This window comes from Bradyrhizobium sp. (genome assembly GCF_016213215.1).
Classification (GTDB): domain Bacteria; phylum Pseudomonadota; class Alphaproteobacteria; order Rhizobiales; family Xanthobacteraceae; genus Bradyrhizobium.
Map to the genome: position 1 here is coordinate 22926 of NZ_JACRAW010000163.1, position 26815 is coordinate 49740.

Consider the following 26815-nt stretch of genomic DNA (forward strand, 5'->3'; position numbering starts at 1 on the left):
AATTGTCGGAGAGGATCGAGGACTACGGGCTAATCGGCGACTGCGAGACGGCGGCCCTGGTCGGCCGCAGCGGCTCGATCGACTGGCTGTGCTGGCCGGCCTTCGATTCCGATGCCTGCTTTGCCGCGATCCTCGGCACCAACAAGAACGGCCGCTGGCTGATTGCACCAAGCGAGGAGATCACCTCCACTTCGCGCCGCTACCTGGGCAATACCCTGATCCTCGAGACGCGCTTTGAAACGACGAACGGCACCGTCGCGCTGATCGACTTCATGCCGCCGCGCGGCAACGCTTCGGACATCGTGAGGCTGGTGCGCGGCATCAAGGGAAGCGTGAAGCTGCGGATGGAGCTGGTGATCCGTTTCGGCTTCGGCATCGCAATCCCGTGGGTCAGGCGGACGGAGGATCGTTCGGCGCTACTCGCCATCTGCGGGCCGGACATGACGGTGTTGCGCACGCCGGTCGAGACACGCGGGGAGAACCTGACCACGGTGGCCGAATTCGAGGTGGCGGCGGGACAGACCGTGCCGTTTGTGCTGACCTACGGTCCCTCGCACCTGCCAGTGCCCCCGCCGATCGATCCTGACCACGCGCTCCAGGACACCGAAAAGTTCTGGACCGACTGGTGCGGTCACTGCACCTACCAGGGCGAGCATCGCGACCTGGTGGTGCGCTCGCTGATCACGCTGAAGGCGCTGACGTTCGCTCCGACCGGCGGCATCGTGGCGGCGCCGACCGCGTCGCTGCCGGAAAAACTCGGCGGCGGGCGCAACTGGGACTACCGCTATTGCTGGCTGCGCGACGCGACCTTCACGCTGCTCGCGCTGATGAACTCGGGCTACACCGAGGAGGCACTCGCCTGGCACAATTGGCTGCTGCGCGCGGCCGCGGGAGCGCCGGCCAACATGCAGATCATGTACGGCATCATGGGGCACCGGCGTCTCTTGGAATGGGAAGCAGGCTGGCTGCGCGGCTATGAGGGCTCCCTGCCGGTGCGCATCGGCAACGCCGCGCATGCCCAGTTGCAGCTCGACGTTTACGGCGAACTGTTGGACGTGTTTCACCAGTCGCGGACGGCGCAGCTCAAGCTCGATGACCAGAGCTGGGCGCTCGAGTGCGCCGTGCTCGAGCATCTGGCCGAGGTCTGGGACCAGCCTGATCATGGCATCTGGGAGCGGCGCGGCCCCGGCCGGCACTACGTCTTCTCGAAGGTGATGACCTGGGTCGCGTTCGACCGCGGGATCAAGAGCGCGGAGACGTTCGGCTTCACGGCGCCGCTCGACCGCTGGCGCAGCCTGCGCGATACCATTTGCCGCGAGGTGTGCGAAAAGGGGTTCAACACCGCGCAAAATACCTTCGTCGAATCCTATGGTTCCGAAATGCTGGATGCTGCCGTGCTGCTGATGCCGAGTGTCGGATTCCTGCCGGCGCACGATCCACGCGTCCGCGGCACGATTGCGGCATCGGAAAAATGGCTGATGCGCGACGGCTTCGTCCTTCGTCACGATCCGCGTGAGGCCTCGGGTCAAGAGCAGCCCATCGAGGGCGCGTTTCTTGCCTGCACGCTCTGGCTCGCGGATGCGTACGTCTTGTCGGGCGAGGTCGAAAAGGCGCAGGCGCTGTTCGAGCGGGTGATCGGCGTGGCCAACGATCTTGGATTGTTGGCTGAAGAATATGATCAGGGACTCCGGCGCCAGACCGGGAACTTTCCGCAGGCGCTGACCCACATCGCGCTGATCAACACGGCGGATAATCTCTGCGCGGCCATGACGGCCAAGGAGAAGCCGGCGGTGCAACGGTCGCAGTAGGGGACGACAGCTGATTACGCTGTGCCGTTCTCCCGGAAAATCATCTCCACCGCGCCGGCAAAACCTTCCTCCTCATTGGAGGTCGTCACATAGGTTGCGTGCTGCCTCACGTCCTCGCTCGCATTGCCCATGGCAATCGACAGTCCGCTGGTCCTGAACATCGCGACATCGTTGTGCATGTCGCCGATGGTGGCGACCGCGTCGGGCGAGATCGCCAGTTGCCGGGCCATGGCCCGGACGAACGTGCCCTTGTCACAGCCGGGCGGGGTAACGTCGAGATAGTAGGTTTGCGAACGTATGGCGAGCGCCTGTGAGCCGAGCGCCTCGCGCATCACATCTTCGCAGCGTTCCAGCAGCGGCGCATCGGAGCTCGCTCCGACGATCTTGCAGGCGCTCGAAAGGTACGGCGAGAAGTCCGCAACCACGTTCGGCTCGGCGCGGATCGCCCGCCTTTCCAGCGCAACATATTCACCACTGCCGTCCTGCGTCAGCCATTGATCGTGGGTGAAGATCCAAATATCGACGCCGAAATCACGCAAGACCCGAATGGCTCGGCCGGCTGCAATCGGCGGGATCAGGTGTTGCTCGATCGGCTTCATGTGCGGATCGACGATCGAACTGCCGTTGAAGGAGCCGACCGGCAGCGAGATGTTGAGCGGCTCGATCAGGAAGCGCATGCCCACCGTTGGGCGGCTGGACGTGATGGTGAAGGCGATGCCGGCTTCGTGCAGCCGCTGCACGGCAGCTCTTGTGCGTTCGGTCAGCGTCTTGCCCTGGGTCAGCAGCGTGCCGTCGACGTCGGACACCACCAGCGAAATGCGCTTCATGAGGACGCTTTCGGTCTGCCGCCATCGGCGGCGCTCACATTCAACTCTCGCACGATGGCGGCCACGATCGCCTCGACCGGCGCATCGATCGGGACGGCGATGGCATGTTCGTCGGTGCCGGGCGGCTCCAGTGTCTTGAACTGGCTCGCGAGCAGTTCGGGCGGCATGAAATGACATTTTCGTCGCGCAAGCCGGGTCGCGATCAATTCCGGCGTGCCGTTCAGAAACACGAACCGGACGTCGCTCCGTCCGCGGCGGAGCACGTCGCGATAGGCGCGCTTGAGCGCCGAGCACGCCACGATCATGTGCCCGCCGGCACCGTACACGCGCCCGATTTCGTCGGCGATGGCGTTCAGCCAGGGCCAGCGATCCTCATCAGTGAGGGGATGGCCTGCGCTCATCTTGGCGACATTGGCCGCGGGATGAAACGCATCGCCATCCTCGAACCGCCAGGAAAGGCACTTTGCCAGCGCTTCGGCGATGGTGCTCTTGCCCGAGCCCGATACGCCCATGACGACAAGGGCACAGGGGAGACCGGCAGCGCTACTTGCCACGAAAGCCCTCCGGGAGCAGGCATTCACGGCAGGAGCACTGCGCAGGCAGCGCCAGCGTGACCCGCGGCACAGCGGCGACCATGAGGCGGCGGTGATCCAGGAGCGCCATGGTCAGCAGATTTTCCGCCAGCTTCGCCGGTCGCGTTTCAAGAGTTCGTTCGCATCGGCAGGACCTTCGCTGCCGGCCCTGTAGGTCTTAAGGCCTTGCGCTCCCGCCTGCTTCCAGGCGTCAAGGAAGGGCTCCACCGCCTGCCAGCCGGCCTCGACGCCGTCGGCACGCTGGAACAGGATGTTGTCGCCGATCATGCAGTCGTAGATCAGCGTCTCGTAGCCCGTGCTCGGCTCGGCCTTGAAGTAGTCGCGATAATGGAACGTCATCTCGACGCCGTCGATCGAGATCGTCGGCCCCGGGACCTTGGCGTTGAACTGCAGTTCGATCCCTTCCGTCGGCTCGATGCCGATGACCAGATAGTTCTGCGACAGGCGGTCAACCGGCGTGCAGCTGAACATCGCCAGCGGCGCCTGCTTGAACTTGATCGCCACCTCGCTTCGCTTGGCCGCCAGCGCCTTGCCGGTGCGCAGGTAGAAGGGCACGCCGGCCCAGCGCCAATTGTCGATCGCAAGCTTGAGCGCGACGTAGGTTTCGGTGGTGCTTTCGGGCGCGACATCCTTGGTCCGGCGATAGTCCGGAATCGCCTTGTCGCCGATCTGCCCGGCCAGATATTGCGCGCGGACGGAATTGTTCAGCGCGTCAGCCACGCTCTGCGGCTGGATTGCCGCCAGCGCTTCGGCCTTTTCCGTGCGCACGGCATGCGCATCGAAGCGCGCCGGCGGCTCCATCGCGACCAGCGAGAGCAACTGAAACAGATGGTTCGGCACCATGTCGCGCAACGCGCCGGTCGAATCGTAGAAGCTGCCGCGATGTTCGACGTCGAGCTTCTCGGCCACCGTGATCTGGACGTGATCGATATGATTGCGGTTCCAGATCGGCTCGAACATGCCGTTGGCAAAGCGCAGCACCAGGATGTTCTGGACCGTTTCCTTGCCGAGGTAATGATCGATCCGGTAGATCTGATGCTCGCCAGCGATCTTCAGCAGTTCGCTGTTCAGCGCCCTTGCCGAGGCAAGGTCGGTTCCGAAAGGCTTTTCGACCACGAGCCGGCGCCAGGCGCCGTTCTCCTCCTTCAAGAGCCCGGTGCGCCCGAGTTGGCGCGCGATTGGGGCAAAGGCGATCGGCGGCGTCGCCAGGTAGAAGAGCCGGTTGCCGGAGGTGCCGCGCGCCGCTTCGAGTTCGTCGAGCCGCTTGCGCAGGAAGTCGAAGGAGGGCGCGTCCTTCGCGTCAGCCTCGACGGCCGTGACGCATTCGAGCAGGCGCCTGGCGACCGCTTCATCCACTGGACGGGTGGCAAACCGGCGCAGCCCCTTCATCAGGCTGTCGCGCAAGGCGTCGCTCGACGTGCCCTTGCGCGCGATGCCGACGACGCAGAATTGTTCCGGCAACAGGTCGGTGGCCGCGAGATTGTAGAGCGAGGGAATGACCAGCCGGTGCGTCAGGTCGCCGGTTACGCCGAAGATGACGAAGGCGCAGGAATCCGGAACGCGCTGGCGCGGGCTGGTATGTGTCACGACCGCCCCGTTGGCTTGACGACATCAGGCGCATTCTGCTGCGCCGGATCAGCGTGCTGGTGGGGCTCCTTGTGGCCGCCGAACCCGGCACGCATTGCGGAGAGAATCTTCTCGGCGAAGGTATGTTCCCTGCGCGAACGGAAGCGGGCAAACAGCGCCGCGGTCAGCACTTCCGCCGGCACCGCCTCGTCGATCGCCGCGTTGACGGTCCAGCGGCCTTCGCCGGAATCTTCGACGAAGCCCGAATATTCCGACAGCGTCGGATTGTCGGCGAGCGCGGAGGCGGTGAGGTCGAGAAGCCAGGACGGAATGACGCTGCCCCTGCGCCAGACTTCCGCGATATCGGCAATCTCGAAATCGAAACGATGGTCGGGCGGCAGCGTCCCGGCGTTGGCGTTCTTCAGGATATCGAAACCTTCGGCATAGGCCTGCATCAGGCCGTATTCGATGCCGTTGTGGATCATCTTCACGAAGTGCCCGGCGCCGACGGGACCGGCGTGGATGTAGCCCAGCTCGACGCGAGGATCGCGTCCCTCGCGCCCGGGCGTGCGCGGGATGTCGCCGATCCCCGGCGAAAGCGCGGCGAAGATCGGATCGAGCCGGTCGACCACGGCCTTGTCGCCGCCGATCATCATGCAGTAGCCGCGCTCGAGTCCCCAGATGCCGCCCGAGGTGCCGACATCGACATAATGGATGCCGCGCTCCTTCAGCGCCTTGCCACGGCGAACGTCGTCCTGCCACAACGTGTTGCCGCCGTCGATAATGACATCGCCCGGCTGCATGAGCCGGGCGAGTGCGTCGATGGTTGCTTCGGTAATCGGGCCCGCCGGCAGCATGACCCAGGCGGTACGCGGCCTCTCCAATCTTTCGACGAAGTCCTCCAGGCCGCTGGCGCCGACCGCGCCCTCGGCGGCAAGCTCGGCGACGGCCCTTTCGTCCTTGTCGTAAACGACGGCCGAATGCCCCCGTCTCATCAGCCGGCGGACAATGTTGCCGCCCATCCGACCAAGGCCGATCATGCCAAGCTGCATCTGGTCTCCTTCAGCTGAGTGCCTCTGAGATTGCCTTCCCGAGAGCGGCCAGCCCCGGCTTGAGGCGGCCTTTCAGATGAACGCGCAACGCCCGGCGTCCGCGTTCGGTGAGCACGTCGAAATCGCCGCGCGCCTGCGCCGCCTTGATGACGCCGAAGCTCGCCTTCTGGCCGGGCACCGGCAGGTCTTTGTCGTCGTCGGCCGTGATCTGCAGGAACACGCCCGAGTCGGGTCCGCCCTTGTAGGCCTGTCCGGTCGAATGCAGAAAGCGCGGCCCGAACTCCGTGCAGGTGGTGGCATGGCACTTTTCCCGCACCACAAGCCGCATCTCCTGCAGGGCATCGATATGGGCCTTGTTGCGCTCGATATAAGCGAGCAGCGCGACGTAATCGCCGCTACCGGTGCGGGCGAAATGAGCCTTGAGCCACGAAGCGAGATCGCCGTCCGCGCCCGCCGAGCGCAGCGCCGCGGCGTTGGCCTCGTCGGTGTAGAGGTCGGCCTCAGCCGTGCTTGCGACCGGCTGCTCGGCCGGCAGCGCGCCCGTCTTTTCGAAGGCGGCGGTCAATTCGCGCGTCTTGATCTTGGCGGACTCGACGTCCGGCTGGTCGAACGGGTTGATCCCGAGAACCGCGCCGGCAACCGCGGTTGCCATTTCGAAACGGAAAAACTCCTGGCCGATATGGTCGATCGACTTCATCGCAATGCGAACGACCGGATGGCCGGCCTGTTCCAGTGCCGCGAGCCTTTCGTCATGGGCGGGATCGTTTTCGCTCTCCGTGCGGATATCGATGAAGAAACGGTCGCTGCCGTAGAGGGATGGATCGGCCAGCGGCTCGCCGTCGATCGGAATGAGGCCCTTGCCTTCCTTGCCGGTGGATTCGGCAATGAGCTGTTCGGCCCAGGCGCCGAAATCCTTGACCTTCTTCGACGACAGGATGGTCACTTTGTCGCGGCCCTCGAGGCCGGCAAGTCCCATCGCAAGTCCGAGCTGCACGCCGGGATTTTCATGCGGAGGCACGTCCGGCCCGCAGGAGCGAACCATGCCCAGCGCGTGTCTGATGAAGGCCTTGACGTCGACGCCGGCGGTTGCGGCAGGCACAAGGCCGAACGGCGACAGGACCGAATAGCGCCCGCCGATCGACGGCTCGCCATGGAAGATGCGGGCATAACCAAGCTTCTTGGCCGCCTTCTCCAGCGACGAGCCGGGATCGGTGACCGCGATGAAGCGATGGCCGGTCTTGACGCCCGGGCCGGCCGCGTTTGCAACGCGGTCGTAGAAATAATCCTTCATCGCGTTCGGCTCGGTGGTGCCGCCGGACTTGCTGGAAACGATGAACAGGGTGCGCGCAAGGTCGATCCTGTTTTCCATGGCCCGCACCTCCGCGGGGTCGGTGGAATCCAGAACGTGCAGCCTGGGAAAGCCCGTCTTCTTCGGGAAGGTCTCTGCGAGCACTTCGGGACCGAGGCTCGATCCGCCCATGCCCAGCACGACGGCGTCGGTGAACTTCTGTCCCTTCACGCGCCGCGAGTAGTCCTCGTAGTCGGCGATGTCGGCCTTGGCGGCGCAATCGAGCCATCCGAGCCATTTGTCCTCGTCAGCGCCCGTCCAGACCGAATTGTCGCGCTGCCATAGCCTGCGGACCTTCGCCGCTGCCCGCCATTCCTCGGCACTCCTGGCGACGGCCTTGCCGAGGCCGTCTCCCAGCGCCAACTGCTGGCGGTCGATGGCTGCGCCCAGCACGGTCGCGCGCTTGTGCGCGACGGCGCCGTACAGCTTGTCGGCCGCGTCGGCGAATTGCCTGACGCCGTCCGTGACGAGCTCGGCCGTGATCGCCTCCAGCGAGATGCCGGATTGTTCCAGCTCGGCCAGAACCTGCCGCGCCTCCTCGATGTTCTCTTCGAGGCTGTCGCGCACCTTGCCGTGATCTCGGAACGCATCCAGCGTCGCCGGCGGAAGCGTGTTGATGGTGTGCGATCCGATCAGCTCCTCAACGTAGAGGACATCGCTATAGTCCTTGTTCTTGGTGCCGGTCGATGCCCACAACAGCCGCTGCGGCCTCGCGCCCTTCGCGGCGAGCTTCTCCCAGCGCGGCCCGGCGAACAGGCCCTTGTATTCCTGGTAAGCGAGCTTGGCGTTGGCGATCGCGACCTTGCCCTTCAGCGCGGCCAGGCGTTCCCTTTCGGCCGGATCGTTGGCGCGCGCAATCTTCTCATCCAACTGCTTGTCCGCCATGGTATCGATCCGGCTGACAAAGAAGCTCGCCACGCTGGCGACATGCGACGGATCGCCGCCGCTGGCGACGTATTTTTCGAGTCCCGACAGGTAGGCCTCGGCGACCTGCAGGTAGACGTCTCTGGAGAACAGCAGCGTGATGTTGATGGAAAGGCCTTCGCCGATCAGTTCCTCGATCGCGGGCAGGCCCTCCGGCGTTGCCGGAACCTTGATCATCAGGTTCTTGCGGCCGACGTCCTTCCAGAGGCGTCTGGCCTCGGCGATCGTACCCTTGGAGTCGGTGGCCAGATAAGGCGAGACTTCGAGGCTGACAAAGCCGTCTTCGCCGCGCAGGCGGTCGTAGACCGGACGCAGCACGTCGGCCGCGTTCTGGATGTCCTCGACGGCCAGGTGCTCGAACAAGCCCGCCGCGCCGCGGTCCCCGTCCTTGAGGGCCCTGCCGATCGGGCCGTCATATTCGTCCGAGCTGCCGATCGCCTTCTCGAAAATCGACGGATTCGAGGTGACGCCCTTGACGCCGTCGCTTTCAATCAACTTCTGCAGATCACCATTGGCGATGAAGCCACGGGCGAGGAAATCCAGCCAGACGGCCTGTCCGCGCGTTTCCAGTGCTTTGACGGGATTCATAGTGCCTGTTCTCTCCAAGCCGTTCTCCGGCGGGCGATTTCCGTGCCGTTTCGGCCGATGTCCCTGTTAACACGACGACAGGCGGGAACCAATTCGGGGAATATGCGTCATAATCTCGGCGAAACGCCATTCACATCATCCGGCTATCGTCTGATTGTGAAGGCAAGCATCGGCGCCAGCGCGCCAGTTGTTGTGCGCCATGTCGCTGGCTGGCCACGATGTCGGCAGCTACGCGGTGCCCGCAGGTTTCGCCGGCACCGTTCTGTTCGCACTTGTGACCGGCAAACTGGTCTGGATGCTGGTCAGGAAACGCGCGGTCGTTTTCGTTACACCCACGGGATTCGCTTCGCGACCTGCGCATCGCAATTCAATTCATTCTTTGGGATTCTGTTACCGAGGTTTCCGGCTGCGGGCACCGTGTCGTTGCGCTAAAGGTCATTCCGGCGCTGCAAAACAAATTCCCTGACGGCAGGGCGCTGCTCGGCGACAGCATCATTATCGATCCGACCGGGCTCGCGGAGCAATTTGATGCGGTGGACCTGTCAGGCGCATTGTGCGTTCCGCCGCAATGCAGCAGAACGAACGCCGCCTCGGCGCGGTGATGCGCCGCAAAGTTCCCTACCGTCATAAGTTCGCCGTGCGGCCGGCGCTAGCTTCGTGAATGGAACGGGGCCCGGAAAAACCCGGATGTTGCGAGGCGGCGACATTTGCGGGAATTTAGCGTCTTCCGAGATGCTTTCGCTCAAAAAGCGGGCAAGTGCTTGTTTGTAACTCACGCGGTGCCTGCGTAGTGGATTGCGTGGCGATGTGCCCCGGGTGTCCAATGAGTTGCATTCGCTCACGGTGATTCGCGACGGACACAAGGAACAGTCCGGTAGCTCGGTTCGTTTCACAAGCGGAACCTACGTGGAGAGGGATCATGTACAACGATTCTCTATTCAACGCTTTCGTTCGGTCATTCGAGGCCCGAAGCCAGAGCGACATGTCGATGGCGGAATATCTGGAATCGTGTCGAAGCGATCCGATGCTATACGCGAACGCGGCCGAACGACTACTAGCTGCGATTGGTGAACCGCAGATGATCGACACGGCCAAGGACCCACGCCTTGGCCGTATCTTTTTGAACCGCACGATCCGCACCTATCCTGCGTTTGCGGGCTTCTACGGCATGGAGGAAACGATCGAGCGGATCGTCGGCTTCTTCCGGCACGCGGCCCAGGGGCTGGAGGAGCGCAAGCAGATCCTCTATCTGCTCGGCCCTGTCGGCGGCGGAAAGTCCTCGCTTGCCGAGCGGCTCAAGTCGCTGATGGAAATCCATCCGATCTACGTGCTGAAGGCCGGCGACGAGCTCAGCCCGGTGTTCGAGAGCCCGCTCAGCCTGTTCGATCCGGATCAGCTCGGGCCGATGCTCGAGGAGAAGTACGGCATTCCGCGCCGCCGTCTCACGGGTCTGATGAGCCCGTGGTGCTACAAGCGGCTCGAATCGTTCGGCGGCGACATCTCGCAATTTCGCGTTGCCAAGATCCAGCCGTCGCGGCTGCGGCAGATTGCGATCGCCAAGACCGAGCCGGGCGACGAGAACAACCAGGACATCTCCTCCCTGGTCGGCAAGGTCGATATCCGCAAGCTGGAGACCTATGCGCAGAACGATCCGGATGCCTACAGCTATTCCGGCGGTCTCAATCGCTCCAACCAGGGCATTCTCGAATTCGTCGAGATGTTCAAGGCGCCGATCAAGATGCTGCACCCGCTGCTGACGGCAACGCAGGAGGGCAACTACATCGGCACCGAGAACATCGGCGCCATTCCCTTCAGCGGCATCATCCTCGCGCACTCGAACGAGGCCGAATGGCAGAGCTTCAAGGCCAACAAGAACAACGAGGCCTTCATCGACCGCATCTGCGTCATCAAGGTGCCGTACTGCCTGCGCGTTACCGAAGAGCAGAAGATCTACGAGAAGCTGATCCAGGGTTCCGAACTCGCCGCCGCGCCGTGCGCGCCGGCGACCCTGGAGACGCTGGCTCGTTTCTCGGTGATGTCGCGGCTGCGCAAGCACGAAAATTCCACGTTGGTTGCCAAGATGCGGGTCTATGACGGCGAAAGCCTGAAAGAATCCGACCCCAAGGCGCGCAGCGTTCAGGAATACAGGGACGCCGCCGGTGTCGACGAGGGCATGGACGGCGTTTCCACCCGCTTTGCTTTCAAGATCATGGCCGCGACGTTCAACCACGATCCGCAGGAGGTTGCTGCCGACGCCGTGCACCTGATGTATGCGCTCGAGCAGGCGATCCGGCGCGAACAGCTGCCCGAAGAGGTCGAGAAGCGATATCTCGAGTTCATCAAGGCGGAACTTGCGCCGCGCTACGCCGAGTTCATTGGCCACGAGATCCAGAAGGCTTATCTCGAATCCTATTCGGATTACGGCCAGAACCTGTTCGATCGCTACGTCGACTACGCCGATGCCTGGATCGAGGATCAGGATTTCAAGGATCCCGACACCGGACAACTGCTCGACCGCGAGCTCTTGAACCAGGAACTGACCAAGATCGAAAAGCCGGCGGGGATTGCGAACCCGAAGGACTTCCGCAACGAAGTCGTCAAGTTCTCGTTGAGAGCCCGAGCCCAGAATGGAGGCAAGAATCCGAGCTGGACGAGCTACGAGAAGATTCGCGACGTGATCGAGAAACGGATATTCTCGCAGGTCGAGGATCTGCTTCCGGTGATCTCGTTCGGCTCCAAGAAGGACGGCGAGACCGAGAAGAAGCACGGCGAGTTTGTCGCGCGGATGGTCGAGCGCGGTTACACCGAACGACAGGTCCGTCGGCTCGTCGAGTGGTACATGCGGGTGAAACAAGCCGGTTGAGGCGGATGCGGACGTGGCCATTCACATCATTGATCGGCGCCTGAATCCAGGCGGCAAGAGTCTCGAGAATCGTCAGCGGTTCTTGCGGCGCGCCAAGTCCCTGGTGCAGGGCGCCGTCAAGAAGACGTCGCAGGAGCGCGACATCAAGGATGTCCTGGAGGGCGGTGAAGTGTCCATCCCGCTCGACGGCATGCACGAGCCGCGTTTCCGCCGCCAAGGCGGCATTCGCGACATGGTCCTGCCGGGGAACAAGAAGTTCATCGAGGGCGACTATCTTCCGCGCTCGGGCGAAGGCGGCGGAGCAAGGGACTCCGGTCCCGGCGAGGGCGACAGCGAGGATGCTTTCCGTTTCGTCCTGAGTCGCGACGAATTCGTCGACCTGTTCCTGGATGACCTCGAACTGCCGGACCTTGCCAAGCGCAAGATCGCCGAGACCGAGAGCGAAGGCAGCCAGCGCGCCGGCTACACGACGTCAGGCTCCCCCGCCAACATCTCGATCAGCCGGACGGTACGGCTTGCCTTGTTGCGTCGCGTCGCCTTGCGCCGGCCGCGCAAGCAGGAGATCGAGCAGCTCGAGGCCGAACTCTCCGAATGCGAGGATGAGAAGCGGCGGGCCGAACTGATGGTCACGCTCGATCAACTCAAGGCCAAGGCGAAGCGGATCCCGTTCATCGATCCGATCGATATCCGGTACCGGCGCTTTGAGACCGTGCCGAAACCCGTGGCCCAGGCAGTGATGTTCTGCCTGATGGATGTCTCTGGCTCGATGTCCGAGCACATGAAGGATCTCGCCAAGCGCTTCTATATGCTGCTCTACGTGTTCCTGAAGCGGCGCTATCGCCATGTCGAAATCGTGTTCATCCGCCACACCGACCGCGCCGAGGAGGTCGACGAACACACCTTCTTCTACGGGCCGGCATCGGGCGGCACCCTGGTGTCGAGCGCACTCCAGGCCATGCACGACATTGTCAGGGAGCGCTTCAGCCCGTCGGACTGGAACATCTACGCGGCGCAGGCTTCCGACGGCGACAATTCCTATTCGGACGGCGAACTGGCAGGCCTGCTTCTGACCGAAAAGATTCTCCCCGTATGCCAGTTCTTTGCCTACCTGGAGGTCGGTGAATCCGGCGGCAGCGCCTTTGATCTGTCCGACTCGGCGCTGTGGTCGCTCTATGATCGCTTGCGCAGCGGCGGAGCGCCGCTCTCGATGCGCAAGGTGAGCGAGCGCAGCGAGATCTTTCCGGTGTTCCATGACCTGTTCCAGCGTCGCGGACAGCAGGAGAAAGTCGCGCCATGACGGGAATGACGGGGCTGTTGTTCGAGGGGGCGGATTGGGATTTTCCAACCGTTCAGCGCATCCACGATGCTTGCGAGGGGGTCGCGCGGTCCGAACTCGGACTCGACGTGTACCCGAACCAGATCGAGGTCATCACCGCCGAGCAGATGCTCGACGCCTATTCCTCCGTCGGCATGCCGCTGTTCTACAAGCATTGGTCGTTCGGCAAGCACTTCGCCTTCCACGAGGCTTCCTACCGCAAGGGGCTCATGGGCCTGGCCTATGAGATCGTGATCAATTCCTCGCCCTGCATTTCCTATCTGATGGAGGAAAACACGGCGACCATGCAGGCATTGGTGATCGCGCACGCGGCGTTCGGGCACAACCATTTCTTCAAGAACAATTATCTGTTCAAGCAGTGGACCGACGCGGACGGCATTCTCGATTATCTCGACTTCGCCAAGAACTACGTGGCGCACTGCGAGGAGCGCCATGGCCGCCGGGCCGTCGAGCGGACGCTCGACGCCGCGCATGCCCTGATGTCCCACGGCATCGACCGCTATCCCGGCAAGAAGAAGCTCGACCTGCGCGCGGAAGAGAAGCGGGCGGGGCAGCGCCGGCGCCACGAGGAGGAAGTGTTCAACGATCTGTGGCGGACCGTTCCCTCGGGTCCCGCGAAGAGCGCGGCCACCCTGAACGTCGAACGCCGACGCAAGCTGCTCGGACTGCCGCAGGAGAACCTGCTCTACTTCCTGGAGAAGAGCGCGCCGCGCCTGCAGCCCTGGCAGCGCGAACTGCTCAGGATCGTCCGCCACATCGCGCAGTACTTCTATCCGCAGAGCCAGACCAAGGTCATGAACGAAGGGACGGCGACCTATGTGCACTACCGGATCATGAGCCGGCTGCACGAGCAGGGCCGCATTTCCGACGGCAATTTCCTCGAATTCCTGCAGTCGCACACCAGCGTGGTGTTCCAGCCGGAATTCGACGATCCGCGCTTCTCCGGCTTCAACCCTTATGCGCTCGGCTTCGCCATGATGCAGGATATCGCGCGTATCGTGACAAATCCGGAACAGGAGGATCGCGAGTGGTTTCCCGAAATCGCCGGCCAGGGCGACGTGATGGGCGTGCTGCGGGACGTCTGGGCCAACTACCGCGACGAAAGCTTCATCGGCCAGTTCCTGAGCCCGCGCCTGATGCGGCATTTCCGCATGTTCCACCTGCATGACGATCCGGAAGAGCGTGCCGGCATCAGGGTGGACGCCATTCACGATGAACGCGGCTTCCGCCGGATGCGGCGCGAACTGGCCCGGCAGCACGACGTCGGCTTCATCGATGCCAATATCGAGGTCGTCGATGTCGATCTGGCCGGCGATCGGCGCCTGTTGCTGCACCACCACGTCGTGAAGGGCGCCCAGCTCAACGAAACGGACGCCAGGCGCGTGCTCCAGCACCTTGCCGATCTCTGGAGCTATGACGTCTCGCTGCTCGAGATCGACCAGTCCGACAAGGTGATGAAGGAATACGTGGTGAGCCCGCGGCAGGCGCCTGCGGCCGCGTAACGCCGGCTGAAAGCGTGGTCCCCGGCTAAGGGCGCAGGTAGAGATACCCCTGCGACTGCAGTTCGGCGATGCGCACGACACCGCCTTTTTCCGCGCTGACGAAGCCGGGCAGCAGGTCGTTCAACGTGACGTTCTGCCCCTTCATGGTGTTGCCGCAGGCGGCAAGCTCGACGCCGTCTTTCGCGAACTGATCGACACGCTTGCCGACGTCGGGGGCGGCCCGCGCGGAATGAAACGCGCGCAGCGCGTGGCCATGGATGACGAGTGCGATGGTCACGTGCTCGGGCCCGCCCACGCCGTTGATATGGTTCTGGATGTTGCTGAGCACGAAGCTGACCTTGTCGAGGTCGTTCAGGTGGTAGACCACCTTGAGCTTGGCCGCCGAGGGCGTCTCGGCCGCAGCCTCGGCGCGGGAAAACGCGAATGTCGCGCCTAGCGCGGATATCGCGCTCCGCAGCGCGTTGCGTCGGTTCATGGTGTGCTCTCCCGGTGTCAAAGCCAGTATCAATCAGTTGCGCCTGGTCGTCGCGCGCTCCTTGCGGTTGGCTGCGAGAGAGGCGCAACGGCGCGCGTCGGTGCGATTGAGGCGGAACGTGCTGCCGGTGGGGCCGGCACCGAGGGCGAGTTGGGCTTCCTCATGCGACATGTGCCAAATGGAAATACCCTCGACGCGAACGGTCACGGATTTGCCGTCCTTGGACAGTGCAATCTCGAGGCCGTCGCCTTCGCAACCGCCAAGATTGCAGACGAAGCGCACCTCATCGCTCTTGTCGGCAGCAAGCGTATGGCCACAATCGCCCCTGGAGCCGAATTCGCCTGACCGATGTCGGTATTCGACACCGAGTCGGAAGGAGTGGTACGGCGTATTGTCTTTCGCCTCGTGCTCAGCCTTGATTAGCAGCTTGATCGCGGCGACATGGGGACGATCTGCGAGACGGTCTGCATCGTAGTGGCGGACGAAGCAAGCAGAGGCGTTCTTGCCAGGAGCGCCGGCAAACATTCGTGCTGTGAAGGCGTCTGCCTCGGCGTTCTCGATCTCCCGGGCAAGGCAGGTGCCGCCCTGAAGCGCAACCGCCGCCATCGTGAGAAAAGCAGACAAGGTGAGGCGCTTCATGAGGTCCAGGAAAGCTTGCTGACCGGTTCCATCCGCGCCTTTGGTCGTGGGCAGGGTGGAGAAGGTTCAATGGAAGCGCGTTGGTCCCTGCACAGGCGCATGGTGCTCTCGAAGGCGTCCCGGACGCCCCCAATCACTTGCGCCTGATCGCCGCGAGTTCCTTGCGGTCGGTCACCAGCGAGGCGCAGTCGCGCGTGTCGGTGCGATCGAGGCGGAAGATCTTGTCGTCGGCGCCGGCAACGAGGGCGTGTTCGGCTTCATCATCCGGTTTGTTGTTCTGCCAGATCCGGATGCTCTCGAGGCGAGCGATCGCGGACTTATCCTCCTTGGACAGCGCAATCTCGATGCCGCCGCCGTCGCAATCCACGCCGCACCCGAAGCGGACTTCATCGCTGTTATCTTGAGCGAGAACATGGCGGCACGAACCGCTGGAGTCGAAATCACCGCGTCGATGACGGTACTTGACCCCGAGCCGGAAGGAATAGTGCAGCTTCCTGTCTTCCTGCTCGTACTCGGCCAAGGCCAGGAGCTTCATCGCGGCGACCTTCTGCTCTGGATGGCGCGCGAGGTGGTCTGCATCGTAGTGCCGGATAAAGCAGGCATAGGCTTTCTTGCCCGGATCGCCGGCAAACATCCGGGTGGTGAAGGCGTTCGCCTTGGCCTTGTCGACTTCCTGGGCGTAGCCGGCGCAGACACGGGAGGCGAGCATGGCAATCGTAAGAAGAGCAAGAAAAGTGAAGCGCTTCATAGTCGAGAAATCGCTCTCAAGTGATAGTTGCCGGGCCCGGGTCTGCATCCGGGCTTTAGTCGTCGGGGGCGTGGAAAAGTTCACGGGGAAGATCGACTGTGCTGGTGGAACTTCAAGCTCAGACGCAAGTGACGACGCACGTCTTTGTTGTGCCGGCTTGTGCCAATCGGTATTGTGGTAGCCTGCTGACAACAAAAGGGTTAGTTGGAGGCTGACAGCTCACGTCGCCGTTTGCAAGTTTGTGGAGACCCTGCAATGGGTGAAGTTCGCAGCTTCAGATCGGGGAGCCAGGGGGAGCCATCGTCGAGCAGCGGGATGCCGCGCAGGCTCGCTGCGATCATTGTCGGCGACATTGCGTCTTACAGTCGCTTGATGCAACTCGACGAAGAGGGAACGCATAACCGCGTCAAGCGGATCGAGCGCGATCTGATCGCGCCCAGCATCGCGGAGCATCACGGAAAGCTGGTCAAGACGACCGGCGATGGATTCATCGCGATCTTCGACAGCCCGGTAGAAGCCGTCCGCTGCAGCATCGTGATCCAGCAAAACCTGCTTGGTCGCAATGCGCTGCTTCCGAAGCATTCCCGGATCGAGTATCGGATCGGCGTCAATCTCGGCGACGTCATTGTCGAGGCGGACGACGTTTACGGCGACGGGGTCAATATTGCGAGTCGGATCGAGGGCATTGCCGTTCCCGGGCAAGTCTATATTTCCGGCGCCATCTACGAACAGATCAAGCACAAGGTGGTTTGCGGCTACGAGGCGCTGGGCGAGCGCAAGGTGAAGAACATCACCGATCCGGTTAGCGTCTATCGCGTGTTGCCGGATGCCGACGCCGTTGGCAGGACGCGAAGGCGACGCGAGAACATCCTGATCTTTCTGTTGGGTCTTACACTGCTGGTGATCGCCAGCGGCGTTCTCTGGTATCTGCTCGCGCAACCGCGCAGCGGCGGGAGCGAACAGGCCGCAGCCCCGGCTGTATCTCCGGCAGCATCGCCCAAGCCGTCGCCTGCGCCGTCCGAGGCGGCGAACCAGACGGCGTCGCCGCCACAGCCTTTGCCCTCGGCGGCTCCGTCGCCGGCGGCGGTTCCGTCACCCGCTGCCGCGCCGACGCAGGCGGCTGCGCCGGTCCGCCAGCCTGAGATGGTTGCCATTCGGAGCGGCAGCTTCGCGATGGGCAGCAATGACGATCCCAGCGAGAGACCTGTTCATCAGGTCACGATCAAGGCTTTCGCGATCGGCAAATACCCGGTCACCGTCAAGGAATGGAATGAATGCGCGGCGGCAAGGGCATGCGCATTTCAAGCAACCGGCAAGGATGACGCGCCGGTGACCAACGTCAGTTGGACGGATGCGCAGCAATACGCCGCCTGGCTGGCCCGGGTCACAGGCAAGCCGTATCGCCTTCCGAGCGAGGCCGAATGGGAGTACGCGGCGCGCGGCGGAACGCAGACGAAGTATTGGTGGGGCGACAGGCTGATGCCCGGCATGGCCGCGTGCAAGGACTGCGGCGACATCGGCGCCGAGCAACCAGCCAGGGTCGGCAGCTTCAAGCCAAACCCATTCGGGCTTCACGATATGGGCGGCGGCGTAGAGCAGTGGGTCGAGGACTGCTGGCACAAAAACTATCAGGGCGCTCCGACCGACGGCTCGGCGTGGGGGGAAGGGATTTGCGCGTCGCATGTTCTGCGGTCGGGTTCCTGGAAGAACGATGCGCTGTATGTGCGGCCGGCCAATCGCAACAGTTACGATACCAATGTTCGTTACCCGACACATGGATTCCGCGTCGCGCTCAGTCCCTGAGAGGCGGGGAGAAAGATGATGATCCGCTGCGTCGTGCTGTCAGTGGCGCTCGCGCTGTTCTCCGGCGCGGCCTATCCGCAGGGAAGGCCCGCGCCGAAGGATGCCAGGCTGTATTTCATTACACCTTACGACGGCCAGAAGATCAGGGGCGGGTTCTGGTGCCGCTTCGGCTTGCGCAACATGGGCGTGACGCACGCCGGGGACGATTACCAGAACAGCGGCCATCATCATTTGCTGATCAACGTGAAAGAGCCGCTCGATCCCAAGGAGCCGATCCCGCAGGACAAGTCACACCTGCATTTCGGGGCCGGTCAGACCGAGACCTATCTCGAGCTTCCTCGCGGCACGCACACCTTGCAGCTGGTGCTGGGTGACGCGAAGCACTATCCGTTCGATCCGCCGGTCGTCTCCAGGAAGATCACCATCCAGATCAGGTAGAGCCTGGCTCGGACGCGAGGGCCTTCGCTCTTGCCGCCGGAGAAGCTGCGCGCCAACAAGGTTGCCGCTGACTGTCGCGCGATCGTCGCTCGATCAGGCGAGTCATTTGCACTTGATTGTCAATTTCTTGGATGCGCTCCGTCAGGCAGGCACCAGGCAAGGCAGGATGTGCGCGAACGCCCGAAGTGGTCCATTGCCAAGTCGTCTTTCAAATGTTTAGGGTGTCCAAAGTATGGGGGCGTAAGTTTATGAAGGGTTGGGGGCATCGAGGAGGACAGAGCGCGGCTCGTGCCCTTGTTGCAAGGCGCGGGACCAAGCGAAGCCCCTTACGGCCACGCCCAACATTTGTTGCTTCATCGCTTTCCCGTCGCTTCCTGTCGAGGTTTGGGGCAGCCCTTGTTTGGTTCGCCGCGTGGGCGCTGATCGTCCAGACTTCGCTGGCGCTTTGTTCTGCGAGCGCTGCGGCAGGCGTGCTGGACGCGACTTCTCCCGCCGTCATTTGCCATACATCAAGCGACGATTCGTCGAATACCCTCGATTCGTCGAATACCGTCGATCCAATATCGAAGCAGTGCTCGAAATGCCCCCTGTGCGTTTTCGGGCGTGGCGTGACCATGCCACAAGCGCCGGTCACGGCTTTGCCGCTGCCGACTGCCGTGACCATTGCGATCGAGCGGATCGATTTCTTCTCCCCGCATCTTCATGGGCATGATCAGCCCGTTGCGCGCGGGCCGCCGACGACAGCCTAGACTCTTCACGCCGGACAGTTGAACGCGCTGCTGTCAAGCCGTGCGTCCACGCTCAGGCGTTCGCTGTTGTCGCGCCTACGAAGCAAGTTCTTCCAGGCCATTCTGTCGACGACGTTTTCGGTACGCGCCGCAACGGCGCTTGCCCTCACGCGGGTTTCCGTACCCAGGCTTCGAGGAACAGTCATGCTCTCCCTAATCTTGTCCGGCCATCGCCGGTCCCTTGTCTCTAGCACCGTCCTGACGTCGCCGGCCCTGATGGCTCTCGCCATGTCGTCAGTGATGCTCACACCTCAAACGGCGCAAGCGCAGTCGCAATCCGCCATCACCGTGCCACCGGTGACGGTGTTCGCGCCGCAACAAAAGCCCAAGCCTCGCGCGGCGGCGCGGCGCACGGTCGCGCCCCGGACAGCCGCAGTTCGAGGCAACCCCGCGCCGTTCACACCGGTGCCGCCCGACGGCCTCTCCACCCCGCTCAGCAGCACCTCGGTTCCGGCCGGAGAAATCGCCTCCAGGCGTGCAGCGACGAGCGATACGGCAGCCTTGTTTTCGGATGTGCCGGGCGTCAGCCTCTACACTGCCGGTGGCGCCTCGAGCCTGCCGGCGATCCATGGCCTTGCCGATGACCGTCTGCGGATCAAGGTCGATGGCATGGATACTATTGCCTCGTGCCCCAACCACATGAACCCGGCGCTGTCCTACATTGATCCAAGCCAGGTCGCTACGGCCAAGGTCTGGGCAGGAATTACACCCGTGAGCGTTGGCGGGGATTCGCTCGGCGGCACGATCGTTGTTACGTCACCGGACCCGCTGTTTGCAGCGCCGGGCCAGAGCCTGCTGACAAAAGGGAGTATAGGCTCGTTCTACCGCAGCAACGGTAATGTTCGCGGCGCCAATCTTTCGGCGACCATGGCGACGGAAAACTACAGCGTGTCCTATAGCGGCGCCATCGCCAGGTCCGACAACTACACGGCCGGCGGGAACTTCAAGAAGTTTCCCTTGAGCAGCTCCATTACGCCCGTGCTTCCATCAAATGAGGTCGGCTCGTCAGCCTACGAAACGCGGAACCACTTGTTGGGCCTTGCATGGAAAAAAGAGAACCACCTTGTGGAGTTCAAGGTTGGCGTGCAGGAGGTGCCCTACCAGCTGTATCCGAACCAGCGCATGGATATGCTCGGCAACACCGCATACAGCTTCAATCTGCGGTATCTTGGCAACTTTGCCTGGGGTGATCTGGAGGCTCGCGCCTATCACCAGACCGTCGATCACTACATGGATTTCGGCAAGGACAAGCTGTTTTCGTACGGCACATTGAACCCGCCGAACACGTCGGGCGGATCCTATCCGGTCCTCGGGATGCCGATGTACACCGCCAGCAAGACGACCGGCGCGTCTTCCAAGGCGGATATCAGGCTGACCTCCCGCGACGTGCTCCGCGTCGGCTTCGACCTGCAAACCTACCGTCTCGACGACTGGTGGCCGCCGGCACCGGACTGCGGCGTCGGTAACTGCATCGGCGGCATGGCGCCGCTGACTTTCTGGAACATCAACAACGGCAAGCGGGATCGGGCCGGGGTTTTCACCGAGTGGGAGACAAAGTGGAATGAAAGCTGGCTCTCACTGCTGGGTGTCCGGTTCGAACGAGTGGACACGGATACCGGCCCGGTGGTCGGCTACAACACAAGCACCACTCCGCTGACGTTCGGATTTATGAAAAACATGTACGAGACGAGTTCTGTCGGCACCCGCGCCGATTTCAATGCCATGGATCGTGCTCGCAGCGACAACAATGTCGACTTGACGGCCCTTCTCCGACACACCCCAAACTCCAACCTCGCCTTCGAACTCGGCTTGGTACAGAAGATGCGTTCGCCGAACCTCTATGAGCGCTACTCATGGTCACGCAATGTGATGGCTCTCGAAATGAACAACTTCGTCGGAGACGGCAACGGATATCTCGGAAATCCCTATCTGAAACCCGAGACGGCTCATACCGTGAGCTTCACCAGTGCGTGGCACAGCGCCAACCGCGACACTGAAATCAGGTTTACGCCCTACTACACTCACGTACATGACTACATCGATGCCGTGCAGTGGAACCGCACCACTAACACAGCCGCTGTTCCTGCTGCCCTCAACCAGTTCGTGATCATGAAATACATGAACCAGGAGGCGCGTCTCTTCGGCTTCGACCTGTCAGGAAAGGTGCCGCTCGCCCAAACCAGCATTGGTGCCTTTGGATTGAAGGGTGTGCTCAGCTACACCAACGGCAGGAACCTCGACACCGGCGACGGCCTTTACAACATCATGCCGCTCAACGCCAAGCTGACGCTGACTCATAAGCTGGACGGCTGGGACAATGGCATCGAGCTCGTGATGGTGAAGGACAAGTCTGACGTTTCCGCTGCACGCAACGAACTCAGGATACCGGGCTACAGCCTGGTCAACCTGCGCGGAAACTATACGTGGCAAAAGCTGCGCATCAGCTTCGGCGTGGAGAACCTGTTCAACAGGCTCTATTACCTGCCGCTTGGCGGCGCCTATGTCGGAGAAGGCGCAACAATGTCGTTCAACAAGGAAGCCGGGAATGTTGCGCCGGTAGGTAGCGGGACATCGGGTACCACGACGATGTGGGGGACGGGTGTTCCCGGTCCCGGACGCTCGTTCTACCTGGGTGCTAATATGGAGTTCTGAGCGATACGCCGGCCGACCATCCCGCCGGAGTGCGGAGGGCTTGATAGGAGATCGCGCATAACGCGGTGAGGGTTGCGCCTGCAGCCCGTCACCGCAGGCCAGCGTTGAACTTGTCCAGCACGGCCGAGCCCGGGCAGAGATCGTCAGCCTCCAGCCGGTTCAGCGGCTTCTCCACGGTGTTGAGATGCTCGTGAAGGTCTTCCGCGTCCGGGTCGACGTAGAGCAGCCCGGTGACGATCTGGCCTTTGGCGGCGTGCTTCTGCAGGAAGGTCATCGCACCCACCCGGTCGTGCGGCTCGTAGTCGGCGTCGATCTTGCGCAGCGCGATCCTGCTGCCGTCGTGCTGCTCCACCACCTGGACCGTACCCGGGGCGTAATCGACGGTGATCGGCTCGCGGCCGATCAGCACGTCGAGACGGTTCACCGCGTCATTGTGCTCGCGGACATAGTCGAAACTCTTGGTCGATCCGGCGTGATTGTTGAAGGTGACGCAGGGGCTGATGACGTCGATGAAGGACGCGCCCTTGTGGCGGATGGCGGCTGCGATGAGCGGCACGAGCTGGCTCTTGTCGCCGGAGAAGCTGCGCGCCACGAACGTCGCTCCCAGCTGCAGCGCGATCGCCACCAGGTCGATCGCATTGTCGGTGTTGGTGATGCCCTTCTTGGACTTCGAGCCGCGGTCGGCGGTCGCGGAGAACTGCCCCTTGGTCAGGCCGTAGACGCCGTTGTTTTCGACGATGTAGGTCATGTTGACGCCGCGCCGGATCGAATGCGCGAACTGTCCGAACCCGATGGAGGCGGAGTCGCCGTCGCCGGAGACGCCGAGATAGATCAGGTCGCGGTTGGCGAGATTGGCGCCGGTGAGCACCGAGGGCATGCGGCCGTGCACCGAGTTGAAGCCGTGCGAATTGCCGAGGAAGTAGTCCGGCGTCTTGGAGGAGCAGCCGATGCCGGAGATCTTGGCGACACGGTGCGGCTCGATCGAGAGCTCGTAGCAGGCCTCGATGATCGCGGCGGTGATCGAGTCGTGGCCGCAGCCGGCGCACAGCGTCGAGATCTTGCCCTCGTAGTCGCGCCGTGTGTAGCCGAGGTCGTTCTTCGGCAGGCCGGGATGATGGAATTTCGGTTTGGCGATGTAGGTCATGACACGGCCTTGCGGAGCGGAGTCACCTTCAGATGATCCTGGTGGTCGCCGATGGATTTGGCGATGAAGCGCGCGGTGATCGGCGAGCCGTCGTAGTGCACGATGGGCACCAGGCGGACGGGATCGATGCCGTTCTCGTTGACGATCAGAGAGCGCAGCTGGCTGTCGCGGTTCTGCTCGACCACGTAGACGAAGTCGTGCTCGGCGATGAAGCTCGCGACGCTGGAATGGAACGGGAAGGCGCGGATGCGCATCCGGTCGAGCAGGTGCCCGCGCTTCTCGAGCAGTTCGATGGCCTCGTCCATGGCGGGCGAGGTCGAGCCGAAATAGATCACACCATATTTGGTCGACTTGGGCGCATTGGCCTGCAGCGGCCGCGGCACGAGGTCCTGCGCCGTCTCGAACTTGCGCATCAGGCGCTGCATGTTGTCGGCGTAGACCGGGCCTTCCTCGGAATAGCGCGCGTACCGGTCGCGCGAGGTGCCGCGGGTGAAATAGGAGCCCTTGGTCGGGTGGGCGCCGGGATAGGTGCGGTAGGGAATGCCGTCGCCGTCGACGTCGAGATAGCGGCCGAAGTCGCGGCCTTCCTCCAGCATCTCCGCGGTCATGACCTTGCCGCGATCATATTGCCGCGCGTCGTCCCACTTCAGCGGCCGGCACAGCCGGTGGTTCATGCCGATGTCGAGATCGAGCATCAGGAAGATCGTGGTCTGCAGGCGTTCGGCAAGGTCGAAGGCCTGGGCCGCGAACTCGAAAGCTTCGGCCGGGTCTTCAGGAAACAGCAGAACATGCTTGGTGTCGCCGTGCGAGGCATAGGCGCAGGCGAGGATGTCGCATTGCTGGGTGCGCGTCGGCATGCCGGTCGAGGGTCCGGCGCGCTGCACGTTCATGATGACGGCGGGGATCTCGGCGAAATAGGACAGGCCGATGAACTCGGTCATCAGCGAGATGCCGGGGCCCGAGGTCGCGGTAAAGGCGCGCGCGCCGTTCCAGGAGGCGCCGATCACCACACCGATCGAGGCCAGTTCGTCCTCGGCCTGGACGATGGCGTACTTGGCCTTTCCGGTCGCCGGATCGTGGCGATACTTCTTGCAGTGGTTCGTAAACGCCTCGGCCACCGACGAGGACGGCGTGATCGGGTACCAGGCGCAGACCGTGGCGCCGCCATAGACCGCGCCGAGCGCGGCGGCGTTGTTGCCTTCGATGAAGATGCGGTCGCCGACCTTGTCGGCTTTCCTCACGCGCAGGCCGATCGGGCATTTCAGGTTCTGCAGGGCCCAATCGCGGCCCAGATGCAGCGCGTGGATGTTGGAGGAGAGCAGCTTCTCCTTGCCCTTGTACTGCTCGCCGATCAGCTGCTCGATCAGCTTGGGATCCATGTCGAACAGAGCGCAGAGCGCGCCGAGGTAGATGATGTTCTTGAACAGCTGGCGTTGGCGCGGATCGCTATAGGTGGAGTTGGTGATCGCGGTCAGCGGCACGCCGACCACCGTGATGTCGTCGCGGAACCTGGTCGACGGCATCGGCTTGGTGGAATCATAGAAAAGGTAGCCGCCGGGCTCGATCGAGGCGACGTCCTTGTCCCAGGTCTGAGGATTCATCGCCACCATCATGTCGACGCCGCCGCGGGCGCCGAGATGGCCCTGTTCGGTCACCCGCACCTCGTACCAGGTCGGCAGACCCTGGATGTTGGACGGGAAGATGTTGCGCGGCGACACCGGCACGCCGTGACGCAGGATCGAACGGGCGAACAGCTCGTTGGCGCTGGCCGAACCCGAGCCGTTGACGTTGGCAAAGCGGACGACGAAGTCGTTTACGCTGCTGATCGGCTTTTGGTCGGGCATGATGATCCTGCGTGAGTCATTTCGATATAGTATTTCTGCATGTCCCACGCGCCGGTGGGGCAGCGCTCGGCACACAGCCCGCAGTGCAGGCAGACGTCCTCGTCCTTCACCATCACGCGGCCCGTTTTCAGATCGGGCGAGACGTAGAGGTCCTGGCTCGGGTGCAGCGCGGGGGCCTTCAGGCGCTGGCGCAGGTCGGCTTCCTCGCCATTCTTCGTGAAGGTGATGCAGTCCATCGGGCAGATGTCGACGCAGGCGTCGCACTCGATGCAGAGCGGGGTGCTGAACACGGTCTGTACGTCGCAGTTCAGGCAGCGATGCGCCTCGCCGAGCGCCAGCTTGACGTCGTAGCCGAGCTCGACCTCGGCGCGGATGTCCTTCAGCGCCACCACCTTGTCGCGATGCGGCACCTTGAAGCGCTTCTCGGTGGAGACGTCGTTGTCGTAGCTCCACTCGTGAATGCCCATCTTCTGCGAGGTGACGTGCACTTCGGGCAGCGGCCGCTCCTTGATGTCCTCGCCGGACAGCAGCCTGTGGATCGACAGCGCGGCGTCGTGGCCGTGGGCGACCGCCCAGATGATGTTCTTCGGCCCGAACGCGGCGTCGCCGCCGAAGAACACCTTCGGGTTGGTCGAGGCCATGGTCTTGGGGTCGACCTTGGGCATGCCCCATTTGTCGAACTCGATGCCGCAATCACGCTCGATCCAGGGAAAGGCGTTCTCCTGGCCGACCGCGACCAGCACGTCGTCGCATGCGAAGGTCTGGTCCGGCTCGCCGGAGGGGACGAGGCTGCGGCGGCCCTTGGCGTCGTATTCGGCGCGAACCTTCTGGAAGGTGACGCCGGTGAGCTTGCCTTTGTCGTGATTGAAGGAGACCGGCACCAGGTAATTGAGGATCGGAATGTCCTCGCTGATGGCGTCTTCCTTCTCCCAGGGCGACGCCTTCATCTCCTCGAAGCCGGAACGCACGATCACCTTGACGTCATGGCCGCCGAGGCGGCGCGCGGTGCGGCAGCAGTCCATCGCCGTGTTGCCGCCGCCGAGCACGATCACGCGCTTGCCGATCTTGTCGATGTGGCCGAACGAGACGGAGGAAAGCCAGTCGATGCCGATATGGATGTTGCTGGCCGCTTCCTTGCGGCCCGGAATGTCGAGCTCGCGCCCGCGCGGCGCGCCGGAGCCGACGAAGATGGCGTCATAGTTCTGGGCCATGAGCTTCTTCAGGCTCTCGATGCGGTGGCCGCCCTTGAACTCGACGCCGACCGAGAGGATGTAGCCGGTCTCCTCGTCGATCACCGAATCAGGCAGCCGGAATTTCGGGATCTGCGTGCGCATCATGCCGCCGGCCTGCGGGTCGGCATCGAACACGGTGCAGTGATATCCGAGCGGAGCGAGATCTCGCGCTACCGTCAACGAGGCGGGTCCGCCGCCGACCAGCGCGATGCGCTTGCCATTCTTCGGGCCTGGGTGCGGCAGGCGCTGTTTGATGTCATCCTTGAAATCGGCGGCAACGCGCTTGAGGCGGCAGATCGCAACCGGAGTTTCCTCGACTCGCCCGCGCCGGCAGGCTGGCTCGCACGGACGGTCGCAGGTGCGCCCGAGGATGCCGGGGAACACATTCGACTTCCAATTGATCATGTAGGCGTCGCTGTAGCGGCCCTGTGCGATCAATCGGATATATTCGGGAACGGGGGTATGCGCGGGACAGGCCCACTGGCAATCGACTACCTTATGGAAGTAGTCGGGAGCCGAGATATCGGTCGGTTTCATTCCTACCCTGTCCGCACAGGCCTAAGGCCCGGGCGGCCTTGTTTGAGCTGACGAGCGCCTACCATGCGCTCATGAGGTTTCCGAATTGGATCATAGACTTACCTTATT

Annotated in this window: 19 protein-coding genes; 8 read left to right on the forward strand and 11 right to left on the reverse strand. The window is 63.0% G+C overall.

The genetic code is table 11. The features are described from left to right. Positions 1–2: 2 nt before the first annotated feature. The gene (locus tag HY852_RS26865; RefSeq protein WP_291607989.1) at positions 3–1808 is read left to right on the forward strand and encodes a glycoside hydrolase family 15 protein; all 1806 of its coding nucleotides are present in this window, start codon (positions 3–5) and stop codon (positions 1806–1808) included. 14 nt (positions 1809–1822) lie between these two features. Here the strand turns inward: HY852_RS26865 and HY852_RS26870 are convergent, their stop codons facing one another. From HY852_RS26870 to HY852_RS26890, 5 genes are all read right to left on the reverse strand, one after another. After that, on the reverse strand, positions 1823–2635 hold the full coding sequence (locus HY852_RS26870; protein ID WP_291607991.1) for an HAD family hydrolase: 813 nt from the start codon (positions 2633–2635) through the stop codon (positions 1823–1825). Beyond that, the gene (locus HY852_RS26875) at positions 2632–3147 is read right to left on the reverse strand and encodes a gluconokinase (RefSeq protein WP_291608110.1); all 516 of its coding nucleotides are present in this window, start codon (positions 3145–3147) and stop codon (positions 2632–2634) included. The genes HY852_RS26870 and HY852_RS26875 overlap by 4 nt, the downstream gene beginning before the upstream one ends. Positions 3148–3300: 153 nt before the next feature. Beyond that, a complete protein-coding gene (gene zwf, locus HY852_RS26880) occupies positions 3301–4815 on the reverse strand; it encodes a glucose-6-phosphate dehydrogenase (RefSeq protein WP_291607992.1) in 1515 nt (504 codons plus the stop codon). Next, complete coding sequence (gene gnd, locus HY852_RS26885) at positions 4812–5846, reverse strand: phosphogluconate dehydrogenase (NAD(+)-dependent, decarboxylating) (protein ID WP_291607994.1); 1035 nt, start codon at positions 5844–5846, stop codon at positions 4812–4814. Before gnd ends, zwf begins: the two co-directional genes overlap by 4 nt. Positions 5847–5856: 10 nt before the next feature. Beyond that, entirely contained in the window at positions 5857–8706 is a 2850-nt protein-coding gene (locus HY852_RS26890; RefSeq protein WP_291607995.1) for a bifunctional transaldolase/phosoglucose isomerase, read from the reverse strand. Positions 8707–9625: 919 nt separating this feature from the next. Between HY852_RS26890 and HY852_RS26895 the strand changes: the two genes are divergently transcribed. From HY852_RS26895 to HY852_RS26905, 3 genes are read left to right on the forward strand one after another with little or no spacing between them, the layout of a single operon-like run. Beyond that, on the forward strand, positions 9626–11569 hold the full coding sequence (locus tag HY852_RS26895) for a PrkA family serine protein kinase (protein ID WP_291607996.1): 1944 nt from the start codon (positions 9626–9628) through the stop codon (positions 11567–11569). A gap of 19 nt (positions 11570–11588) precedes the next feature. Beyond that, the gene (locus tag HY852_RS26900) at positions 11589–12866 is read left to right on the forward strand and encodes a YeaH/YhbH family protein (protein ID WP_291608111.1); all 1278 of its coding nucleotides are present in this window, start codon (positions 11589–11591) and stop codon (positions 12864–12866) included. Positions 12867–12871: 5 nt separating this feature from the next. Beyond that, complete coding sequence (locus HY852_RS26905; protein ID WP_291608112.1) at positions 12872–14407, forward strand: SpoVR family protein; 1536 nt, start codon at positions 12872–12874, stop codon at positions 14405–14407. Between the two features lie 25 nt (positions 14408–14432). Here HY852_RS26905 and HY852_RS26910 read toward each other — a convergent pair whose 3' ends face one another. The 3 genes from HY852_RS26910 to HY852_RS26920 form a co-directional block, all read right to left on the reverse strand. Further along, complete coding sequence (locus tag HY852_RS26910; RefSeq protein ID WP_291607997.1) at positions 14433–14882, reverse strand: DsrE family protein; 450 nt, start codon at positions 14880–14882, stop codon at positions 14433–14435. A 33-nt stretch (positions 14883–14915) separates the two neighbouring features. Then, positions 14916–15521: a hypothetical protein gene (locus HY852_RS26915; RefSeq protein WP_291607998.1), complete on the reverse strand. Its 606-nt coding sequence runs from the start codon at positions 15519–15521 to the stop codon at positions 14916–14918. 133 nt (positions 15522–15654) lie between these two features. Then, positions 15655–16230, reverse strand: coding sequence for a hypothetical protein (locus HY852_RS26920; protein WP_291608113.1), 576 nt, complete (start codon positions 16228–16230; stop codon positions 15655–15657). 294 nt (positions 16231–16524) lie between these two features. On the opposite strand from HY852_RS26920, the gene HY852_RS26925 reads away from it, so the two are divergent. From HY852_RS26925 to HY852_RS26935, 4 genes are all read left to right on the forward strand, one after another. Then, a complete protein-coding gene (locus HY852_RS26925) occupies positions 16525–18072 on the forward strand; it encodes an SUMF1/EgtB/PvdO family nonheme iron enzyme (RefSeq protein WP_291607999.1) in 1548 nt (515 codons plus the stop codon). An 18-nt stretch (positions 18073–18090) separates the two neighbouring features. Beyond that, positions 18091–18510, forward strand: a complete 420-nt coding sequence (locus HY852_RS26930; protein ID WP_291608001.1) for a DUF4399 domain-containing protein — start codon at positions 18091–18093, stop codon at positions 18508–18510. 248 nt (positions 18511–18758) lie between these two features. After that, positions 18759–19259 carry a DUF2946 family protein gene (locus tag HY852_RS28015; RefSeq protein ID WP_367116428.1) on the forward strand — a complete coding sequence of 167 codons (501 nt, stop codon included), beginning with the start codon at positions 18759–18761 and terminating at the stop codon, positions 19257–19259. Between the two features lie 18 nt (positions 19260–19277). Further along, positions 19278–21950 (forward strand): TonB-dependent receptor, encoded by a 2673-nt coding sequence (locus HY852_RS26935; protein ID WP_291608002.1) that lies wholly within the window; start codon positions 19278–19280, stop codon positions 21948–21950. 88 nt (positions 21951–22038) lie between these two features. Here the strand turns inward: HY852_RS26935 and HY852_RS26940 are convergent, their stop codons facing one another. From HY852_RS26940 to HY852_RS26950, 3 genes are read right to left on the reverse strand one after another with little or no spacing between them, the layout of a single operon-like run. Next, complete coding sequence (locus tag HY852_RS26940) at positions 22039–23094, reverse strand: 2-oxoacid:ferredoxin oxidoreductase subunit beta (RefSeq protein WP_291608003.1); 1056 nt, start codon at positions 23092–23094, stop codon at positions 22039–22041. Beyond that, positions 23091–24938, reverse strand: coding sequence for a 2-oxoacid:acceptor oxidoreductase subunit alpha (locus HY852_RS26945; protein ID WP_291608004.1), 1848 nt, complete (start codon positions 24936–24938; stop codon positions 23091–23093). The genes HY852_RS26940 and HY852_RS26945 overlap by 4 nt, the downstream gene beginning before the upstream one ends. Continuing rightward, on the reverse strand, positions 24908–26707 hold the full coding sequence (locus HY852_RS26950) for an FAD-dependent oxidoreductase (protein ID WP_291608005.1): 1800 nt from the start codon (positions 26705–26707) through the stop codon (positions 24908–24910). The genes HY852_RS26945 and HY852_RS26950 overlap by 31 nt, the downstream gene beginning before the upstream one ends. Between the last annotated feature and the right edge of the window lie 108 nt (positions 26708–26815).

Coding starts and splice junctions, on each gene's coding strand:
- HY852_RS26870 (WP_291607991.1), bottom strand. CDS start 2,635: ATGAAGCGCATTTCGCTGGTGGTGTCCGACGTCGACGGCACGCTGCTG.
- HY852_RS26875 (WP_291608110.1), bottom strand. CDS start 3,147: ATGGGCGTATCGGGCTCGGGCAAGAGCACCATCGCCGAAGCGCTGGCA.
- gnd (WP_291607994.1), bottom strand. CDS start 5,846: ATGCAGCTTGGCATGATCGGCCTTGGTCGGATGGGCGGCAACATTGTC.
- HY852_RS26890 (WP_291607995.1), bottom strand. CDS start 8,706: ATGAATCCCGTCAAAGCACTGGAAACGCGCGGACAGGCCGTCTGGCTG.
- HY852_RS26895 (WP_291607996.1), top strand. CDS start 9,626: ATGTACAACGATTCTCTATTCAACGCTTTCGTTCGGTCATTCGAGGCC.
- HY852_RS26905 (WP_291608112.1), top strand. CDS start 12,872: ATGACGGGGCTGTTGTTCGAGGGGGCGGATTGGGATTTTCCAACCGTT.
- HY852_RS26910 (WP_291607997.1), bottom strand. CDS start 14,882: ATGAACCGACGCAACGCGCTGCGGAGCGCGATATCCGCGCTAGGCGCG.
- HY852_RS26915 (WP_291607998.1), bottom strand. CDS start 15,521: ATGAAGCGCCTCACCTTGTCTGCTTTTCTCACGATGGCGGCGGTTGCG.
- HY852_RS26920 (WP_291608113.1), bottom strand. CDS start 16,230: ATGCTCGCCTCCCGTGTCTGCGCCGGCTACGCCCAGGAAGTCGACAAG.
- HY852_RS26925 (WP_291607999.1), top strand. CDS start 16,525: ATGGGTGAAGTTCGCAGCTTCAGATCGGGGAGCCAGGGGGAGCCATCG.
- HY852_RS26930 (WP_291608001.1), top strand. CDS start 18,091: ATGATCCGCTGCGTCGTGCTGTCAGTGGCGCTCGCGCTGTTCTCCGGC.
- HY852_RS28015 (WP_367116428.1), top strand. CDS start 18,759: ATGAAGGGTTGGGGGCATCGAGGAGGACAGAGCGCGGCTCGTGCCCTT.
- HY852_RS26940 (WP_291608003.1), bottom strand. CDS start 23,094: ATGACCTACATCGCCAAACCGAAATTCCATCATCCCGGCCTGCCGAAG.
- HY852_RS26945 (WP_291608004.1), bottom strand. CDS start 24,938: ATGCCCGACCAAAAGCCGATCAGCAGCGTAAACGACTTCGTCGTCCGC.
- HY852_RS26950 (WP_291608005.1), bottom strand. CDS start 26,707: ATGAAACCGACCGATATCTCGGCTCCCGACTACTTCCATAAGGTAGTC.